At 58.6% G+C, this 15590-nt stretch carries 14 protein-coding genes and 1 pseudogene; 12 read left to right on the forward strand and 3 right to left on the reverse strand.

Annotated elements, in window-relative coordinates; genetic code table 11:
* Positions 1–272, reverse strand: a 272-nt coding sequence (locus VLM75_00780; protein ID HSV95446.1) for a SpoIIE family protein phosphatase, incomplete at its 3' end; no start/stop codon positions are given.
* A gap of 434 nt (positions 273–706) precedes the next feature.
* Here VLM75_00780 and VLM75_00785 point away from each other — a divergent pair.
* The 8 genes from VLM75_00785 to VLM75_00820 all read left to right on the forward strand — a co-directional run bounded on the left by VLM75_00785 (position 707) and on the right by VLM75_00820 (position 8115).
* Positions 707–1171, forward strand: coding sequence for a MarR family winged helix-turn-helix transcriptional regulator (locus tag VLM75_00785; GenBank protein ID HSV95447.1), 465 nt, complete (start codon positions 707–709; stop codon positions 1169–1171).
* Positions 1172–1420: 249 nt separating this feature from the next.
* Positions 1421–2623 (forward strand): alcohol dehydrogenase catalytic domain-containing protein, encoded by a 1203-nt coding sequence (locus VLM75_00790; GenBank protein ID HSV95448.1) that lies wholly within the window; start codon positions 1421–1423, stop codon positions 2621–2623.
* Positions 2624–2667: 44 nt separating this feature from the next.
* Positions 2668–3495, forward strand: a complete 828-nt coding sequence (locus tag VLM75_00795; GenBank protein HSV95449.1) for a transketolase — start codon at positions 2668–2670, stop codon at positions 3493–3495.
* Positions 3496–3552: 57 nt separating this feature from the next.
* Positions 3553–4563 (forward strand): transketolase C-terminal domain-containing protein, encoded by a 1011-nt coding sequence (locus VLM75_00800; protein ID HSV95450.1) that lies wholly within the window; start codon positions 3553–3555, stop codon positions 4561–4563.
* 1 nt (position 4564) lies between these two features.
* On the forward strand, positions 4565–5344 hold the full coding sequence (locus VLM75_00805; protein ID HSV95451.1) for a hypothetical protein: 780 nt from the start codon (positions 4565–4567) through the stop codon (positions 5342–5344).
* A gap of 87 nt (positions 5345–5431) precedes the next feature.
* Complete coding sequence (locus VLM75_00810; GenBank protein HSV95452.1) at positions 5432–6382, forward strand: NAD-dependent epimerase/dehydratase family protein; 951 nt, start codon at positions 5432–5434, stop codon at positions 6380–6382.
* 144 nt (positions 6383–6526) lie between these two features.
* On the forward strand, positions 6527–7204 hold the full coding sequence (locus VLM75_00815; protein HSV95453.1) for a lysoplasmalogenase family protein: 678 nt from the start codon (positions 6527–6529) through the stop codon (positions 7202–7204).
* A gap of 20 nt (positions 7205–7224) precedes the next feature.
* Positions 7225–8115 carry a VIT1/CCC1 transporter family protein gene (locus VLM75_00820; GenBank protein HSV95454.1) on the forward strand — a complete coding sequence of 297 codons (891 nt, stop codon included), beginning with the start codon at positions 7225–7227 and terminating at the stop codon, positions 8113–8115.
* A gap of 580 nt (positions 8116–8695) precedes the next feature.
* On the opposite strand, the gene VLM75_00825 is transcribed toward VLM75_00820, so the two are convergent.
* Complete coding sequence (locus VLM75_00825) at positions 8696–8977, reverse strand: nucleotidyltransferase family protein (protein HSV95455.1); 282 nt, start codon at positions 8975–8977, stop codon at positions 8696–8698.
* Between the two features lie 176 nt (positions 8978–9153).
* On the opposite strand from VLM75_00825, the gene VLM75_00830 reads away from it, so the two are divergent.
* The 3 genes and pseudogenes from VLM75_00830 to VLM75_00840 all read left to right on the forward strand — a co-directional run bounded on the left by VLM75_00830 (position 9154) and on the right by VLM75_00840 (position 10893).
* Positions 9154–10194 carry a DUF2804 domain-containing protein gene (locus VLM75_00830; protein HSV95456.1) on the forward strand — a complete coding sequence of 347 codons (1041 nt, stop codon included), beginning with the start codon at positions 9154–9156 and terminating at the stop codon, positions 10192–10194.
* Between the two features lie 16 nt (positions 10195–10210).
* Complete coding sequence (locus VLM75_00835; GenBank protein HSV95457.1) at positions 10211–10489, forward strand: nucleotidyltransferase domain-containing protein; 279 nt, start codon at positions 10211–10213, stop codon at positions 10487–10489.
* 26 nt (positions 10490–10515) lie between these two features.
* Positions 10516–10893 (forward strand): annotated as a pseudogene (locus VLM75_00840) (DUF86 domain-containing protein).
* A 24-nt stretch (positions 10894–10917) separates the two neighbouring features.
* Here the strand turns inward: VLM75_00840 and VLM75_00845 are convergent.
* Positions 10918–13674, reverse strand: a complete 2757-nt coding sequence (locus VLM75_00845) for a helicase-related protein (GenBank protein HSV95458.1) — start codon at positions 13672–13674, stop codon at positions 10918–10920.
* Between the two features lie 944 nt (positions 13675–14618).
* Between VLM75_00845 and VLM75_00850 the strand changes: the two genes are divergently transcribed.
* Positions 14619–15368 (forward strand): hypothetical protein, encoded by a 750-nt coding sequence (locus VLM75_00850; GenBank protein ID HSV95459.1) that lies wholly within the window; start codon positions 14619–14621, stop codon positions 15366–15368.
* The last annotated feature ends 222 nt before the right edge of the window (positions 15369–15590 follow it).

The following is a 15590-nucleotide window of genomic DNA, read 5'->3' on the forward strand; positions in this document are numbered from 1 at the left end:
GCGAACATCTCCACCAGCCCGCCATCGAATCCCATCATTGCGCCCTTTTCGTTTCTCGTCTCCGGAAGCCCGTCGGTATAAAGAAACAACCGGTCGCCTACATGGAGCGGCACCGAGACCGCCTTGGTACGCAGCGGCGACCGAACTCCCATCACCATTCCACCGCCGTACGGAAAATCGACGGATCCCCCGGCGCGTACCACGGCAGGCGGCGGGGGGTCGAACATCACCGAAACACAACCGCACCACATGTCATACCTTGCGCTTCGCACGGTATACGCCTTGAACAAGGTGCTCCTGTTTTTGAGAATTTTCAGATGGTACTGATTTCCTCCGGGAGGAAACCGGCGGACATGCCGCCTCGTGGACGGATTGCCGGGAACGATAAATCCTCTCTGTGTTTCGGCACTTGTTGCCATACAAGTAACTATCCTATTAAAGCAAGGCCTCGTGTATCGATGTGGTTGCGCCATGCCACAGTGCAACGCGAAGAACCATACGTCATCACCCGTTTCGACCCAGCCGACATACCAGCCTGCCTGCGGCTTCGCGCCCATGGCCAAACCGGTCCTGGCGAGGATGTCAAGCATCATGCGGGCGATATATCCGTTGACAGGCGCGCCGCTGCGATGCTATACACTGCCCATTGGATACGCCGGACACCGTCAGCTATCGAGGCGGACACTATCGGTTCGGAATGACCTCTATGGAAAAAAAGACCAAACGCCTGAATATACCCCGCGGGGAGTTCGACGAAACGCTCTACCAGGCGATGATAGCGGTGTACCAGTTCGACCGCCTGAAGGTGCTCCTCTTCGGGCTAACCTACCAGGATTCGTACCTGTTGTATTTCCTCAAGAAAAACAAATCCGCAAGGATCGGCGAGATCGCCGACGAACTTTCCATCCACATCAGCACCGCCAGCCGCGCCGTCGACAAGCTCGAGCACCGCAAACTGGTTGCGCGCGCCAAGGACGAAAAGGACCGGCGGAACGTCCTGGTGTCGCTCGCCCCGGCCGGAGAGATGCTCATGCAGGCCTCCGACGACCATTCGTACTATACCCTGCTCAAGGGCCTCGACCAGTTCTCGAACGAGGAGATTATGGTAATCTACAAGGCGGCCGGAAACCTGGGCCGCCTCCTCGGGGTGCGCCCCGGCTCCCGCCAGTAGCCGGCACGATCATCGGCCCCTCCTGACATTTTTTAAAATAATACTTGTATTGATACAAATAATATTTGACAATTCAGCCAATCGCTGACTACATCAGTCATAATTCAAAAACGCATTGTTTGCGCCTTGCAGAAAGTCTTAATACGCGCTTTCCGGTTCTCCATGCCATTGCCCCTTGTTCTCCGTGCATACGGGCGGACGATGCCGTTTTTCAAAAAACGCAACCAGCGCCGGACGAAGGAGATCGCGATGAAAACCATCTACTTCGAAGTCAGCGTCCCGAAGATTCTTCTCACCAAGCTCCTGGCGCCGCTGTTTTCCGGGGTGTATTTCTCACCGCTTTCGCCCGTCCGCTACGCCGAACTGCCCGACCGGCCTCTTCCCGGCGACAACTGGGTGCGCGTGAAGAACAGGCTTGCCGGAATCTGCGGCGTGGACATGGCTCTGTTTTTCGTCCACGCCCATCCGAAGATCACCCTCGCCGCCCTGCCCGGCGTGCCGCGCGCCTTCATGGGGCACGAGCTGGTGGGCAAGGTCGTCGAGACCGGCCGCGGTGTGAAAGACCTTAAGCCCGGCCAGCGCGTCGTATTGCAGAAATATCTTCCCTGCTGTTCGATTAAAGAGATACATCCCTCCTGCCCGCACTGCCGCGAGGGGAACTATGCGCTCTGCGAGAATTTTTCGGAGGGCCCTGCTCTGCCGGCCGACACCGGCGCCGGCTTCGGCGACCACTTCCTCGCGCACCGCTCGCAGCTCATCCGCGTGCCCGATTCCATCTCCGACGGCGCGGCGGTCATGCTCGAGCCGGCGTCGGTGTCGCTGCATGCCGTACTCAAAAGCCCTCCCGCGCGCGGGGACAGGGTGCTGGTTATCGGCGCGGGGGTGATCGGGCAGAACGTCATCCAGTTCGCCCGCGTCTTCCAGCCGAACTGCTCCATCCACGTGCTCGAGAAAGTGCCGTTCAAGAAGGAGCTCGCGCTCTCCATGGGCGCGGACCTCGTCCTCGAGGGCGACCCCTACGAGGCCGTCGCGCGCAATACCGGCGGGCACCTCTACCGCGCCCCGCTGGGGAACAGCACCATCGTCGGCGGCTACGACCGCGTGTACGACTGCGTTGGTTATTCCACGACGATACACGACGGCCTGCGCTGGCTCAAGGCCGGCGGCGACTACGTGCTCATCGGCAACAGCCTGGCCCCGGTCGGCTTCGACCTGACCCCGGTCTGGCAGCAGGAGCTTCGCATGATCGGCGTGAATGCGCACGGAAGCGAGACCATCGGCGGAAAAAAGATGAGCTCGTTCGAGGCGGTGATGGATCTGTATGCGCGTAAAAAGATACGGCTGGAGGAGTTCATCACGCATCGCTTCCCCATTAAAGAGTACAAACGGGCATTCAGGACGATCCGCGGCGGCAGGGAGAAGATTTTAAAAGCTGTTTTCATGATGGACTGATACCGCGGGTTTTCCGCGATATACACCGTTATCTGGAGGACGCCATGCCCCTCACCGAGAAAGAGATAAAGGAACTTTCACAGCACGCCAGGCAGCTCCGCAAGGACATCCTCGACGTGACCTTCTGGGCCGGCGGCGCGCACGTCGGCGGATCGCTCAGCATGGTCGAGATGCTGGTACTGCTCTATTACAAATACCTGAACATCGATCCGAAAAATCCATCCATGGCGGACCGTGACCGCTTCGTGCTCAGCAAGGGGCATGCCGGGGCCGGACTCGCGCCGCTTTTGGCGCGCAGGGGCTATTTCGATTTCGAGCTCATCAAGAGCTTCAACAAGTTCAAGTCGCCCTTCGGCATGCACCTCGACAAGCACAAGGTGACCGGGCTCGACGCCTCCACGGGCTCGCTGGGGCACGGACTGCCCATGGCAGTGGGCCTCGCTCTCGGCGCGCGCCGGCAGTCCATGGCCTGGCGCACCTGGTGCCTGCTGGGCGACGGCGAGTGCAACGAGGGCTCCGTGTGGGAGGCCGCGATGGCCGCGGCGCACTACAGGGTGACGAACCTGGTGACCCTAATCGACCGCAACCGCTTCATGGTGGACGGCGGAACCGAACAGGTCATGGCTCTGGAGCCATTCGCCGACAAGTGGCGATCGTTCGGTTTCGCCGTCAAAGAGGCGAACGGGCATTCATTTGCGGAGCTCTCCGCGGCCTTCGACGCGGCGATCGCGGAAGCTTCGGCGCCCACGGTCATCATCGCCCACACGGTCAAGGGGAAGGGGGTGGACTTCATGGAGAACGACGTCCGCTGGCACTACGGCGGGCTGGACTCGGACATGCTGGAGAAGGCGAAACGGCGCATCGACGCCTGAGTGAACGATCGAACGCGAAACTACCCGCACCGTGCGGGGCGACGACGGAGGACTGCAATGGCTGAAGGCCTTACCTGGAACGTATACGACGCGAACACCATGACCCAGGCCGACATATACGGCGAGGTGCTGTGCAAACTGGGCGAAACGAACGAACGAATCGTCGGACTCTCGGCCGACCTGGCCAGGTCGACGAAGATCGGCGTGTTCGCGGCGAGGTATCCCGACCGCTTCTTCAACGCGGGGATCGCCGAACAGAACATGTTCGGCATGGCGGCGGGGCTCGCCCTGTCGGGCCTCACGCCCTTCGTCTCGACCATGGCCGCCTTCACCACCATGCGGGCGGCCGAGCAGGTGCGCACGGACATCTGCTACCAGAACCTGGACGTCAAGATCATCGCGACACACGGCGGCATCTCCTTCGGGCAGGCGGGCACCACGCACCACTGCACCGAGGACATCGCCATCATGCGCTCGATGGCGAACATGACGGTGATAGTCCCCGCCGACGGAATCGAGTGCGCGAACGCGGTCGTCGCCTGCCTCGAGCGGCCGGGCCCCGTATACATACGCATAGGCCGGGGCTTTGAACAGGCCTGCTACTCCTCAGACGACTACGGCTTCACGATCGGAAAGGCCGTAGAGATCACTGCCGGGAGCGACATCACCCTCATCTGCTGCGGTATAACGGTTCTTCAGGCGAAGGAGGCGGCGCGCCTGCTCCACGAGAGCGACGGCCTGAGCGTGCGGGTGATCAACATGCACACCATCAAGCCCCTCGACACGGAGGTCATCCTGAAAGCAATCGCCGAGACGCGGCGCATCATCACCTTCGAGGACCACAACGTGTACGGCGGCCTCGGAAGCGCCGTGTCCGAGGTGATCGCCGAGAGCGGCAGGGCCTGCGCCTTCAGCCGTGTGGGCATACCCGACTGCTACTCGATTGTCGGCTATCCCGAGGACCTCTACAATTTCTACGGGCTCGACACCGACGGTATCGTAAAAAAAGTGCGCGAGGTGATGAAGCGCGACTTCGAGGAGGAAGAAAACTGGGAGGACGGGTTCTGATATGGCACCGGACAGGAACAGGCTGGCGGCGGAGCTCATCCTGCAGGCGCTCTTCCCCCTGCTGAAAGTCGTGATCAAGGACAGTCCGTCGATCGCGAAAAAATTCGAGGGAGTGACGGCTAAAATCCAGTTCGTGGCGCGTGACCCGGACGGCGACGTGGGCTCTTACCTGTCGTTTACGAACGGCAGTCTCGACGTGGTGCATGGCGTCTGCGAGGCTCCCGACATCGCCTTCGAGTTCAGGACCATCAGGCGGATGGTGGCGATGCTGGGAGGAAAGCCCGCGCTCGTGCGCATCCGCGGTATCCGGAAGATCGGGCTTTTCCTCAAGCTCCTCGCGCTCCTTGCCAGCCTCACGCTCCTCATGCCGACTGCGCGGCCGAAAGACCCCGCCAAACGACGTTTAAAGGTGAAGCTCTCCATCTACATGATGGCCGCCGCACTCAGCCGCTACAACAAGCTCGGCGACCCCGAGATGACCGAGTGGACCGGCAAACAGCCCGAACGCATCTACCAGTTCTCAGTGAGCGGCCAGGACGACATCGCCGCGTATCTGCGCGTTAAAGCGGGCAAGTCCCAGGCGGGGCCGGGCACCTGCACGAGGCGCAAGCCCTTCGTTCATATGAAATTCAGGAGCATCGACGAGGCGCTTCCCATCCTTACCAACGACATCAATATGGTTAAGGCCGTCGAAAAAGGCTACCTGGCGCTCGACGGCTCTCCCGAGTACTCGCGCGACCTCGGCAACTTTCTCATACGTATTCAGTCGCTCGTGATGTGATGGCGCGCCGCGGCCCTGCGGCGGTTCGGTTCCCTTCCGCGACAGGGTCCGCAACGGCGCCGGTTTAATGCCACAGGGAGGACAGCAATGGCCGGATCGAAAAAAATACTCGGAATCACCGGCGCGTTCGGCTATATCGGCAAGCGCCTGCTCAAACGCCTGGAACGGGACACCTCATTCGAGCGCGTCGTCTGTATGGATATCGCCCCTCCCCCGTTCGGACTTCCCGATCGCTTCGAGTACCACCGCTGCGATATACGCGACGGCGCAACGCTTGCCGGCATCATCGACAGCACCGGCGTCGGTACGATGATCCACCTGGCCTTCATCGCTTATCCCACGCGTGACAGCGGTTTCGAGTACGATGTCGACGTGCGCGGCACGGCGAACGTGCTCGAGTCCTGCGCGAAGGCAGGCGTGAAGCGGCTCGTGGTGGCGAGCTCGGACTGCGCCTACGGATTTTTCGAGGGCACGCCCGATTATCTCCCCGAAACGGCGCCCATCCGCTCCACGCCGGGCTTCCCGTACTCGGAGAACAAGGCGACGATCGAGGGGATGATCGCGGACTTCGCCGCGTCGCACCGTTCCTGCGCCGTCGCGGTGCTGCGGCCCTGCATCGTAATGGGCCCCACCTGCAAAAGCACCACGGCGCAGTCCATGCGACAGCCGGTCATCATCGGCGTGCGCGGCTACGACCCCATCATGCAGTTCGTCCACGAGGACGACACCGCCGAGGCCTTTTATCTCGCCGCGGTGAAGGACGTTCGCGGGGCGTTCAACCTCGCTGCCGACGAAGGCATCCGCTATTCGGAGCTCGCGCGCTATCTCGGAAAGAAATACCTCGCACTGCCTCCGAAGCTTATCTACTCGCTGGTCGAAATCCTCTTTCGCCTGCGCCTGGTGCCCTTCGGCAAGTCGCAGATCGACTACATTCGGTATCCGCTTTCCATGGACACAAAAAAGATACGAAAGGAGCTGGGATTCAAGCCGCGCTTCACGACGAGGGAGACGCTGAGGTCGTTTATGGAGGCGGGGTGAGTCCGGGACCCTGATGCTCTCATCCTGCCATTAAATGCGCTCGAACCATCGCGCGATAATTTTCTTGCAATCCATGCGTCGCCCTCCCCACCATTACCCCATGGACCGCTACGCGGCCCGCAGCTGCTTTTCAGAGAGGCCCACATGAGAGCGCATCTCATTCCCGTTCCGTTCGCGCTGATCGGTATCGCCGTGTACTGGCAGGCGCGCTGGACCAACGACATCGCGACCGTCATGGTCGTTCAGCCGCTCATCACGATCCTCTGCATCGCGACGGCCCTTCTCTCTCTTCGCCGCGCGGGCGTCAACCGCCGCCTGACGGCCTTCGTGACCGCCGGGCTCGCCATCGCGCTTTTGGGCGATTTCCTGAACATCGACATGACCGATCCCTTCGTGGTGATGCGCGGGCTCGTCATCGCCGTCATCGCCTACATGACCTACGCGGTCGGCTTCACGATCATCAGCGGCTTCCAGAGGCAAGACCTCTACGTGGGGGCCGCGGCGCTCGTTGTCTACGGCGCGCTCATGTCGTACCTCAAACCATTCCTGGGGGACATGCTCATTCCCGCTCTCATCTACGGGCTGGTGCTTCCCTTCGTCGTGACGCGCGCGGCGTCGACGCTCTTCGGGACGGCGCTCGGACGCGCGCAGGCGGCGCTTCTGACGATCGGCACGCTCATGCTCTATCTCGGCGACATCGAGTTCGCCCTGCACAGCTACGCGAAGATCATGCCCATGATCTTCGGGCCCATCCTCTACTCGGGCGGTCAGCTCGTCATCTCGCTCGCGCCGTCGTATCCGAAAGCGAGCCCGAAAGCCTGAAGGCCGTTACGGGGGACTCCATGAAATCACGCACTCGAAAGAAGATAACGCCTGCCGAGATGAAGGATTTCCTGGCCATGCAGCGCTCCGAGGCCGAGGCGGTCGAAATTTATTCGCGGCTCCCGGGGCCGAAGTCCGAGGACCCCAACGCGAAGGTGCTGGCACGGCTCGCGAAGGAGGAGGAACGCCACTACGCACTGCTCAAAGGATACACCGGGACTGACGTGAAGGCCGGCCGTATCGCCGTGTACCGGATACTCCTCGCAGCGCGGATACTGGGTCCCACCTTTGCGCTCAAGCTCCTCGAGCGCGGCGAGACTCGCGCTGTTAAACAATACTCGCGATATCAGAAGAGGTTTCCCGACGTGGCGGCGATCGCCAAGGATGAGAAGAAGCACGAATACAGGCTCATCGGCCTGCTGCGCGAGGACAAACTGAACTACATGGGCTCGGTCGTGCTGGGGCTCAACGACGCGCTGGTCGAGCTCACCGGGGCGCTGGTGGGATTCAGCTTCGCGCTCTCGAGCACGCGGCTCATCGGTATCATCGGCCTCATCACCGGCATCTCGGCGGCGCTCTCCATGGCGGCTTCTGAGTACCTCTCCACGAAGGCCGAGGGCGGCGACAACAGCGCGGTGAAGGCCTCGGTCTACACTGGAATCGCCTATATCCTGACCGTGGCCGTGCTGGTCGCGCCCTACCTCGTGCTCGACAACCGCTATCTCTCGCTCGGCATCATGTTCGTCTGCGCGCTTGCCATCATCGCGATCTTCAATTACTACTACTCCGTGGTGAAAGACGAATCCTTCCGCGCGCGCTTCGCCGAGATGGCGCTCCTCTCCGGCGGGGTGTCGCTGGTGAGCTTTCTCATCGGCGTCGCGCTCAAGCGCTATACGGGGATCGACATGTAGAAGGAGGGGCGCGGCGCCGGTCGCGGACGCGACGACGAGCAGCACCGCGCAGAGGAGCACGGCGAAAAGCGGGTGTGATGGAGATGCGGGTCCGGGCTGTCTCATGGCGGTTCCGTGTCCGCTCCGCGCATGTCGCGCGGCGCGGTTTCCGGAGTGCGGGGACACGGAAGTCCGTCGGGGCTTGTCATCTATTTGCGAGCAGCGATTTAATCCTTCGACTTGTTGCGCAACTGACAAAAATGTCATCGCGAGGAGGCCGCAGGCTGACGTGGCGATCTCAAAATGTTAAAGGTTTTTACTAAAGAATTAAATGCTTTATGAGATTGCCACGCCCCGATAAGGCCGGGGCTCGCAATGACACTTGGAAAAGCAACCACTCTTTAAATTTCAGATCGAGAGTATCGTTTTTGAGTACCTGCCAGATCTCTTCAGAGTACATATCAAAGTCACAAAATTCATCAATACCGCGTCGAAGGATTTTATATCCGCGTAAAATTCATCGACCCCGGCCAAGCCCCCGCTGAAAATCCGTACCTTTTCGATGGATTCCAGTATCGCGGCGAGAACAAGGCGGTCTTTCTCAGACATAAATGGCCTCTCTCAAAATCATCTCGCGCGCGTAGGGCTTGATATATTTTTCGCGACAGATATCGACATCCCTGCCGAGGTGCTCCATGATATATTGCCGCAATTTGTTTTTAAGATCGTAAAGATTCGGCGTATTGTCCTCGAATTCGACGATAAGGTCTATGTCGCTTTTTTCGGTGGGTGTGTTGCGCGCGAACGATCCGAACAAACCGATGCGTGTAACGTGATACGCATCACGTATATGGGGCTTGTTTTCCTTTAAGAAACGCAGGATATCGTCTCACCGCGGCGACATTGACCCTCCTTCAGGCATTTTGCAAATATACCGGAAAAACAGAAATTGCAAGTGCTTTTTCGATGACCCATCCACCGGTCAATTGCCCGAATAATGATTGACTGCCGCGAATCTCTCCTCACACTCTATTCAATCAACCACCACCGGAGGCGGCCATGGCACAGCACGAAGTGACGAAACCCGTCGAGCTCCTCAACGAGAAGGGGCATATCATCGAGGAGGGCTGGGCGCGCCAGCTCCACTGGAAGTACGACCGCGACAAAATCAAGGCGCCCTGGTTCCGAAAGAAGGAATGGGACTACTACTACGTGCTCTCGCACGAAGGGGAATACGGCATAGGCGTGACGATGTCCGACCTGGGCTACGCGGGCCTGTTCGCCATCGCCTGGATCGATCTTAAAAAGCGCACCAGCACCCAGGTGGACACCATGAGCATTCTTCCCATGGGGAGGACGGGCCTTTCGCCCACCTCGGACAAAGGCGACGTGAGCTTTCGCGACAAAAAGCTCGCGATATCGTACCGCCTGAAGGGGAACGAGCGCATCATCACGCTCGAATGCCCGGGTTTCGAGACTCCCGACGGCAAGCGCGGTCTTTCGGGCGAGATCGCGCTCACGCGCGACCCTGAAATGGACACCATGTGCATCGCCACATCGTGGAGGGAGAACCGAAAGGCTTTTTATCTCAACCAGAAGATCAACTGTATGCCCGCAAAGGGAGCGATCACCATCGGCAAAACGAAATACAAGTTCGATCCGAAAGACTCCTTCGGCGGCCTGGACTGGGGGCGCGGCAACTGGACCTATAAAAACCGCTGGTACTGGGGCTCGGCCTCGGGCCTTCTAAAAAATCAGCCCTTCGGATGGAATATAGGCTATGGCTTCAGCGACCGTTCGCCCGCCTCCGAGAACCTGATCTTCTACAAGAACAGGGCGCACAAACTGGCCGAGGTGACCTTCCACATCGACACCACGAACTACCTGGCCCCGTGGAAGTTTACCTCCGGCGACGGACGCTTCGAAATGGACTTCGAGCCCGTGGTGGATCGCGCCAGCGCCGTCAACATGGGCATCATCAAGTCGGTCCAGCACCAGGTTTTCGGCTACTTTACGGGCACGGTGGTGCTCGACGACGGCAAGACGCTGAAGGTCGACCGCTTTCTGGGATTTGCCGAGGACGTGCTGAACTGGTATTAGAGGGGACTTTACCTTTATGGGGGCCAGGCGTGCCCGGTCCCCATGGAGTTTATTAATTGACAAGCGGGCCCGAGCGAAGCAATGTATTGGCATCACGAACAAAATCCACATCAAACAGAAACTTAAACGGAACTCATCCGTTCTGAAAAAATACCACGCCAGCCGCATTGGCCTGTCCGGCTCCACCGTACGGGACGCGCACAACGACGGCAGCGACGTCGACCTGGTGGCCGACTTTTCAGAGGCCATTTTTTTCGAGTATGTCCACCTCTCGGACGACCTCCCGGCATCCTGAACCGGAGGTCGACCTCGTAACCGTCAATGGCATCAAGCCCCGCATCAAACACCGGGTCCTCGGCGAGGTTGAGTGGATTGAGGGATTATATACTGTATATCGCGGACATCGAGGAAGCGATCGGCAAGATGCAGGCGTATACCCGCGGGCCCGACGAGGATATTTTCCGCAGAGACTCCAAGACCTACGATTCGGTCATCCACAACCTCTTTATAATCGGTGAGGCCGCCGGCAAAATCCCCGCAGATACACGGGAACGCCATCCTTAAATCGACCGGCGGGTGATTATCGGCATGAGGAACGTGATCGCCAACGGGTATTTCAGCATCGATCCGGATATCGTATGGAAAACCGTCTGCGAGGATATCCCGGTGCTTCCGGGCGGGTTCGGGGGTATTAAATAAACCGAGGCGGGGTAAACACCCCTGTCATCCCGGCAAGAGCGCCATCCAGCAGAGGATCGCGATATCATCCGGCATGATCTTCCTGCTCGCCGCCCAGGTGTTGCGCGAGCGCGCCACCCATCGGTCCATTTCATCGGGGTCCATCGCCGCGAGATACGCCTCTTCGCCCGTATCCGACCGAATGAGATTCATTATCTCGTCCATCCGGTCATTGTCCATGAGGATATCGCCCTTCCGGTCGAACAACACCGGATACGCCCGATTTCTATAGCTGAAAAGCGCATAAAGGCCCGGGGTTTTAACCTCGGTTTTTTTATAGCTCTTAATACCATCGGGCAGGTTGCGGAGCGCTTCCAGTTCTTCCGGAGAAAGCGCGGCGAGGTCGTCGATAAACGCGCTCGTCTTCAGCTGATCGGCGTTCTCGATGAACTTGAAAACCTGATCGAGCCCGAGCTCTGCGTCGCCGAAACGGCCGATCGAACGTGCGAGTTCGATCATCTCGAACTCGGAGCCCTTTTCGACCATCACCGGGATGTCCGCGAACGAGCTGAACTCTTTATTGCGCGCGTACAGCCGCTCCTTCCAGTTGAGCGCGTGGCTTATCCTGTTGTTCGCCATGGTCGACGGTATCAGGTTGTAGATATAGACGTCGCGCGGCTCGTGCCAGGGACGGAGAATGCGTCCCATGCGCTGCGCGAGCACCAGCACCGTCCAGGGAAGGTCGAAGTTTATAAGCAGGGGCGCGTCCTGAAAATTGAACCCTTCGGACATGGCGCCGGTCGCAACGAGCACGTCTATCGCGCCGTTTTCTTCGCGCTGTTCCTCTTCGTCGGAAGAGATATCGATGGTGTTGGCCTTGGGCGCGAAGCGGCGCAGTATCCGCTCAATGTCGTCCGGTTTCTTCTCGACCGTAGTCTCTACGGTCCGTCCGGGAGCGTAGCGCTTTACGCAGTCCGCCACGTAACGCGCGGTTTCGCGATAATGGCAGAAGATCACGGTCTTGTCGGCGTTGAATTCATTAAGAATGCCAAGCAGTGCGTTGATCTTGGGGTCGGTGCAAATCCCCGCATCACCCGCGATGACCGGATGCAGGTCGCAGCGCGTCGTGTGAACATATTCCGAGAGCTCCTTCTGGCTGGCGAAGCGGAGCGTGGAAAAACCACCCTCCGCCTGCATTTTACCGAGAAGCGAATCCACCTCTTTAAGGGAAGAGCAGAACTGATGGACGATATGCGCCTCGAAAAGGGGATTGCGGACGCCGCTCGATGCGTCTTCGAAGAGCAAAGCCTCGTCCTCGTCGTACAGAGAGTCCCTGCGGTTGAGGAGTCCGCTGTTCAACAGATCCAGCAATAGATCGTCCATCGGATTTTCGTAGTGCAGGTTGCGGATATGCATCTTCCTTGGGAAAAAGCGCCGCTGGTCCCCCGAAAACAGCACGTAGCGGTTCCCCGTCCCGTCCTCGGAGCTGAAGTATTTGACGACGCTGGGGGCGGTGAGCACCACGCCGGGCGGCATTTCGGAAAGGTCACCGGGTCTTTCAACGCTCCACGGGCGACCGACCTCCATGCCGAGCAGGCCCTCCTCTTTCAGCATATGGGGCAAAATCATGAGCTGGTCGTTGATGTCGTCAACCTTGCGGCTGTACGGCGTGGCCGTCATCAATAGCACGCGTGCCGAGCGGCTGACCGAATCGATAATTCTCCGGTTCTTGATCCGCAAGGCGCCCTGCTTGTCCGCGTTCCTTAGATGATGGCTCTCGTCGAGGATGATGACCGTCTTTCCATCGGCCTGCCTGAGCTCGTGCTCGAGGATGCCGATTTCCTTGTACGTTTTCCAGTCGTCGACCGACAGTATATAATACGAAAACTCGGCGCACGACACCCGCGCCGCGCGCATGGTGCGGTTCCACATGGACTTGAGGCCCGCCGGGCAGAGCACGATGGCCGAGTCGATATCGCCCTTCATCCTGAGATAGGCCACCACGTGCGCCGCCATGATGGTCTTGCCCAGTCCCGTGGAGGCCACCAGCATGCACCCGCCGTACTCCTCGAAATTACGGATGATGCGCGAAACCACGGGGCGCTGGTAGCCCGCCAGTTCCGGAAGCCGACCCCGCGCGGCGTCCGACGGCAGGCCGTAGAGCTCGATGAGCGAGCGCATGTATATGTCGAAGGGCCTATACACAAGAAGCCACTCCCTCAGGCGCTCGAGGAGCTCTTCGGCCACCGGCACGGCCTTCTTGTAATAGGCGTCGAAGCGCTCCACAAAGTAGCGCACGTCGTCGGGATCGGTTACCATAACTCCGGCCTCGCGGCTGGTGACCAGGCCGCTGAAGGTGAAATTGGACGAGCCCACGACAGCATGGCGGCGGTCCGCGATGTACAGCTTGGCGTGATGATAGAGATAGCGCGGGCCGATGGTTGCGGGCCGCCCCCCATCGCCGGCCGAGACCGCCACCTGGAAGAGGCCGCGCTCCAGCGCCGAGCACAGCTCCTCCATTGCGCGGGTGCGCTCCTCGACCGGACCGGCGGCGAGCGCCGTGAAAAACTCGCCGATTGCCTCGGCGATCTTGTCGGCTCCCGTATCCGGGCGCCCCAGGAGCAACCTGACCTCTTTTCCGCGGAGAGTCTCGCGCAGGCACTGGTAGCCCGAGGGCTCGAAATAGGCGGTTGCGATTCGGACGATGCGCGCGCCCTCGAGCGCGCGGCTCACGACTCTAAGCGCGGCGCCACTTCCGTCGAAGTAGCGCAGGTATCTATTATCGATGGAATCCGAAGGCATTTTAATTTCAGCCCTGTTTAACTTTGTCGCACTTGCGTTCGCCGGCTCAACCGTATGGTGCCGCCGGGTGCCGTCAACTGTTTATCGGAGTGGAAACTTGGTTAAGAGGTGAATTCGCGGCCAGTGCATCACACCCATACCAATTGAGCATTGACAATGGATGTACACCATGCGCCAGAAGGGGGACCGGCGGGCGAATGAATGAGCGCATGAGGTTCGAGCCCCCGGATTAATAAAATACCGTATATTTTGCATAAAATCGATGTATACGGTCTCTTCAAAAATAGATTTACAAATTCAATAGCAACATATAATGAATGCACATAATATGTCTCCTGGAATATCCAGAAGATGAAACAGCCGTGCGACATGGTTTAAAGCGATGTAAAAGTTTCCGTTTGCTCGGTTTGTCAAATTACAGTTGGACATAAGACCATTATGATATTGGAAAAATGCAAATCATGTGACAGCCATATTCTTTATCGAGACGGGTTTGTGTTGTGTAAATTCCATAATAGTACCGAGCAGAGAACGACTAAAACCGGAGAAGATAATATAATTTATATAATAGCCTGCCCCGGCGAAGAAGAAACAAAGGATTACAAAAAGATATTCCCCCCTCGCTGGGGGAAATAGTACCGGGACCGTGGGAAAAGACCGAACATCGCATCTTTCAGAGTATGCGGCGGGCGGACCCTGTTACATTACACGAAAAATCCGAGGTGGGGCCAGGGAGTGAAGCGCGCCGCCCCTGGATCATGCGAAATCAGCCCTGACCTGTTGAATTCCATCCCTATCCTCTCTCCTAATCTTCCTTCAGCTCTGTCATTTGCTTGACGAAACCTTCCATAAGATGATACATATCTGAATTGTGACCATCCGGCGGTCACAAAATTTAAAACGCGTATTTCAAATCATTAATGTTATATATGCAGGAGAGGTGTATGAAAAAAGGGATAGTGGCATTAATAGTGAGTGCGGCGGTGTGCGCGACGACATTCATGCCGCCGGCGAACGCGGAGGCCGCCGGTATGAGCGTGGGGGCCAGCACATGGTATTCGGAATGGGAATTTGAATCCCAGGACGGCAGCACAATTAATAGCGAATGGTCGCCGATGTACGGCCCGGTAGTGGGGATTGACTTCGCAAAGGACTGGTCGGTAACGACCGTGTTTCTCACCGGAAATTACAAGTTTGAACCCAGCGGGATTCCGATGTCCATTAATTACCGGAGATACGATTCGGACACCACGCTCAACTACTCCATTTTCAAGTGGCTCAAGGTATTCGGCGGGTTGAAGTACATGCGATACGATGCCCGGGACAGCGGCGTGGTTCCGCCGTTCGGGTCCGCCGATTTTAAACACTATACCTACGGGCCGGGGCTCGGCCTGGGGTTTACGCTCCCCCTTTATGAGTCGCTCTTCGCCCTCGCCAATATTTCGGTAATGCGCCTTCATGGTAAGACGACTGATAATAACATGGCGGACACATACTGTATTGAAACGGGCTACAATGCCGCCGTGTCGCTGGCATACTACATTGATTCCATGTCGACCACCCTCAGTCTCGGGTGGCGCCACCAGTATTTCGAGTCCAATGACCGGAACACTGAAGGAGGGAACTCAAAATTAACGTTCTCCGGCGTCACCCTTGCGGCCGTATATAATTTCAGTCTGGGTTCGGAGGAGTAGGCGTGATGACCTCTGCCACGCTTCGACGGGCTTGGCGCGGCATGTTCCTTAACGACCTCACCCCCCTGCCCCCTCTCCCGCGGGAGAGGGGGCGATTGTAGGGAGTGAACTTTCGGTGCTGGAGTTATACGCTATTTTAAAACGAGGGGCTTACGCCACGAGCGTCATAATCCATAGCCGCTTTCGATAAGATCGACCAGGCGGAAGGTAAAACGGGCCGCG

It is taken from the genome of Spirochaetota bacterium, assembly GCA_035477215.1.
In the GTDB taxonomy this organism is placed as follows: domain Bacteria; phylum Spirochaetota; class UBA4802; order UBA4802; family UBA5368; genus MVZN01.